This is a genomic window from Youngiibacter fragilis 232.1 (assembly GCF_000495435.3).
Classification (GTDB): domain Bacteria; phylum Bacillota; class Clostridia; order Clostridiales; family Clostridiaceae; genus Youngiibacter; species Youngiibacter fragilis.
This window is the reverse complement of record NZ_AXUN02000084.1, coordinates 1-2,794: the sequence shown is the minus strand read 5'-3', so window position 1 is coordinate 2,794 and position 2,794 is coordinate 1. Positions and strand designations below refer to the sequence as shown.

Here is a 2,794-nt window from a genome sequence, read left to right as displayed (position 1 = left end):
ATTAAAGTGGGAAAGTTGAGTGACTTAATTTAAATGCGGATGATTCTAAAAGAGTGAAATGGGGATTTGGAATAGGAACAGGTATAAATTCACTGTTCAGGTGGAACAAATTAAGATCTCGTGTTATAATTTTCCGAATAATGATGATTGGAAAAATGACACGGGATTCTTTGTGTGAATATTGAAGCAGGTATTCAGGTATATTGGCGGATATGGTCAGTTTTTCAGTGGATTACAATGAGAACAGCACTAACATGTAAGAGAGGAAAGAATTGTTGAATAATCAGTATCAGCCAGTAAGCAGGGAAGACATGGAGGCCCGTGGATGGGAACAGGTGGATTTTGTGCTGGTCAGCGGGGATGCCTATGTTGACCATCACAGCTTCGGACCGGCTATAATAGCGAGAGTTCTGGAAAATGCAGGATATAAGGTTGGAATCATAGCTCAACCTGATTGGAAGGATCCAGAAGACTTCAAAAGATTGGGCAGGCCCAGGCTGGGCTTCCTAGTTACAGCAGGGAATATGGATTCCATGGTCAACCACTATTCAGTCAACAAGAGAATAAGGGACAGGGACTTCTATTCACCTGGAGGGAAAATGGGATTGAGGCCTGACAGGGCCACAATTGTCTACTGCAACAGGATCCATGAAGCCTATAAGAATGTCCCGATAATCATTGGCGGCATCGAGGCGAGCTTAAGAAGATTCGCCCATTATGATTATTGGAGCGACAGCGTCCGTAAATCAATACTTATTGACAGCAATGCGGATCTGCTCGTATATGGAATGGCAGAGAAGCAGATCGTTGAAATTGCCAGATATCTGAATGATGGATTCGAGGCAAAATACATCCGTCATATTCCCGGTACCTGCTATGTAGTGGATTCACTTGAAGAAGTGTATGACTATATCGAGATACCTTCTGCAAAGACGGTTTCTGAAAATAAGGTGAAATATGCTGAAGCTTTCAAGGTCCAGTATCAGGAACAGGACCCTATTAGAGGAAGGATGATCGTACAGCAGCAGAATTCAAAATATCTGGTACAGAATACGCCTGAGAAACCATTGACGCGTGAGGAGCTGGACCGGGTCTACGCTTTGCCATACCAGAAGAACTATCATCCCATGTATGAAAAGGATGGAGGGATTCCGGCTCTCGAAGAAGTGAAATTCAGCATTGTAAGCTCAAGAGGATGTTTCGGAAGCTGTTCCTTCTGCGCACTGACATTCCATCAGGGCAGAATCGTACAAAGCCGAAGTGAAGAGGGAATCATCCAGGAGGCTACTGATATCACTAATATGGATGGCTTCAAGGGGTATATCCATGACGTGGGAGGACCCACAGCGAACTTCAGGCAGCCAGCCTGTGACAAGCAGTTGAAAATTGGTGCCTGCAAAAACAGGCAGTGTCTGGACCCCAGCCCATGCAAAAATCTTTTTGTTGACCACGAAGAGTATCTGAACATATTAAGGAAACTAAGGAAATTGCCCAAAATCAAGAAAGTATTTGTCCGTTCAGGACTTCGCTATGATTACATCATGGCTGATAAGAAGAATGAAGCATTCTTAAGTGAACTTATCGAGCATCATATCAGCGGTCAGCTGAAGGTGGCTCCAGAACACGTTTCAGCAAGAGTCCTGAAGTATATGGGAAAGCCTGCGGGAAAGACCTATGAGAAATTCAAGGAGAAGTACTTCAGATTAAACGAGAAGCTAGGGAAAAAGCAGTTCCTTGTTCCGTATCTGATGTCAAGCCATCCAGGATGTACTCTGGAAGATGCGGTAGAATTGGCAGAATATCTCAGGGATACCCATTATCAGCCAGAGCAGGTACAGGATTTCTATCCGACTCCTGGAACCTTATCGACAGCAATGTTTTTCACCGGATTAGATCCAATGACAATGGAAGAGGTCTATATACCAAAAAGCAAGACTGAGAAGGCTATGCAGAGGGCATTGCTTCAGTTCAATAATCCCAAGAAGAATGAGCTTGTTCGTGCTGCATTGACTCAGGTGAACCGGACAGACTTGATCGGATATGGCCCCAAATGTCTGGTGAAGCCTCTGAATAAAGAAAGAAACAGCAAATATCATGAAATATCAGCTAAAGACAAGGCGGTTAACATTAAGGGAAAGCCTGTAAGAACAATTGAGAAAAGAAAAAAGTGAGAAACCCGTTCATAAGTCCTTCAAAATGCAATCAGAAACGTTTGTTTTTACCCCGTATACTCCACAATACAAGTGGATCATACGGGGTTTTTGCATTTTTTATTGGCAGGTTGAAAGGTGCAAATAGTACAATTATATTAAGAACTTGCTGTATGTGAGGGAGTGATCCATTCCTGTCTAATGTACACACTATGTAACCATTGGTATAAGGAGATAGGTTAAGTGTCAATAAACTGAGGATGTGGGTAATAGAGACACTTACTCTATGTTGGTAAAGGCATTAGCTGGTATGGCACAACATGTACCAGAGGATTTCATGGCTAAAGTCATCTTACAGAAGAAGAAGATCCTGGCAATCCATGGTGGATAGAATAAACGGCATCCAGATAAGTAAATGTTAGAAATCTAAAACTGGCATTATGCCTTGCTATTTGAACAGGTATCGTGTTATTTGATGAAAAAGCTTGCGTAAACTCGTGACTTCAGTCGTGAGTTAGAAAGCGAAGCTAAGAAACAGGCAGTACTTAATACATTAGTATATAACTGAAACTTCGCACAATAAGAGTGCCGGCAAAGCATTGGGATTACTAGATTATTTGTAAAAAAACAACATGAACGAGCCA

General features: G+C 42.3%; 1 protein-coding gene. It reads left to right on the top strand.

Annotated elements, in window-relative coordinates; all coding sequences use genetic code 11:
- The first annotated feature begins 311 nt into the window (after positions 1 to 311).
- Positions 312 to 2,171 carry a YgiQ family radical SAM protein gene (locus T472_RS05145; RefSeq protein WP_439334303.1) on the top strand — a complete coding sequence of 620 codons (1,860 nt, stop codon included), beginning with the start codon at positions 312 to 314 and terminating at the stop codon, positions 2,169 to 2,171.
- The last annotated feature ends 623 nt before the right edge of the window (positions 2,172 to 2,794 follow it).